This is a genomic window from Oryzibacter oryziterrae, from assembly GCF_021864535.1.
GTDB classification, from domain to species: Bacteria; Pseudomonadota; Alphaproteobacteria; order Rhizobiales; family Pleomorphomonadaceae; genus Pleomorphomonas; species Pleomorphomonas oryziterrae.
Genome location: NZ_JAKJIC010000053.1, coordinates 1 through 1,117 on the forward strand (window position 1 = coordinate 1; position 1,117 = coordinate 1,117).

General features: G+C 62.8%; 2 protein-coding genes. One reads left to right on the plus strand and one right to left on the minus strand.

What is annotated here, in order from left to right:
- A partial coding sequence (locus L2I41_RS21445) for a hypothetical protein (protein ID WP_237155664.1) occupies positions 1 to 429 on the minus strand: 429 nt, incomplete at its 3' end.
- Between L2I41_RS21445 and L2I41_RS21450 the strand changes: the two genes are divergently transcribed.
- Positions 428 to 1,117: SpvB/TcaC N-terminal domain-containing protein (locus L2I41_RS21450; RefSeq protein WP_304610574.1), on the plus strand; the 690-nt coding region annotated here is incomplete at its 3' end. The genes L2I41_RS21445 and L2I41_RS21450 overlap by 2 nt on opposite strands.

The window sequence follows — 1,117 nt, forward strand, 5'->3', positions numbered from 1 at the left end:
GCATGTGGATAATTTGCGGATGTGTTTTGTGGATTCGTGATTGTGTCCGGATAAAAACGGGTTGCAATGTTGATTGTCATCATGCGAAGAGAGATTGCGGCAAACTTTAGGTGGGCTTGATCGGACCGGGTCGACTTCGCTGATCCGGACGAGCGTGCCCCGGCTTTGGGGATTTGGTCTCATGTCCTTGTCTTTTCGCGCCTTTTCGCGCCACGCTTGTGCTATGCCTGATAGGCAGGGATATGCAGCTGGAGGCGATTTTCCTGAGGGCAATGCGATGAGGCCAGGGACTTTGGGAGGGCTGAACGCCTCACCCGGCGGAGCCTTGGGCAGATCCAAAGGCTTCAGGATAAACCTCTGGGTTGCATCCGCAGCCTCGACCGCGATCCTTGCGGCGGCTGGGACATGGTACTCTTCGGCACCGGCCATGGCCGCGTCGATTGCCCCCGCCTCATCGCTGGCGAGCAAGGCTGCAGTCAAGGCAGGTGGGTCGTCCATCGACCTGACCTTGCCGGACGTCGGGGCTGTTCCGGCCCTTGGCACCAAGACCGGAGGCAAGACGGCCACCGATGGTTCGGCTGCCGGCGGGGCTCTGCCAACGCTGGATGACGCGATCGATCCGGCCGCTGGCGACGCTTCCGGCGCCGAGGCGGGCAAGGACGCGACCGGCGGCGGTAAGGCGGTCAAGGACAAGGCCGGCGCGCCGGCGAAGGACAAGCCGGTCAAGACCGGCAAGCCGCAGAAGGGCGACAAGCCGGGCAAGGGAAGCAACCAGGCACGTGCGGCAGCTGCCGACGGCTCTGATGGCGCCGACGCGACGAGTTCGCCCTTGTCGGCCTATCAGCTGAAGCCGCAGGATCCGGCGAGCCTGTCGTCGGGCAACTTCACCTATGAAGTGGGCATTGACGTTCCGGCCTTCCACGGCATCGAACCGCATGTGAGCCTTGCCTATCAGTCGGGCATGACGTTGCGCCATTCGGGTTCGGGCAACGGCTGGCTTGGGGTTGGTTGGAGCCTCAAGGGGGTTCCGGAGATCAACCGCGTCTCCAAGGGTAAGGGTACGCCCTGGTTCGACGGGGACTTGTTCGCACCTGACAAGACGGTCAGCACTCTTGCC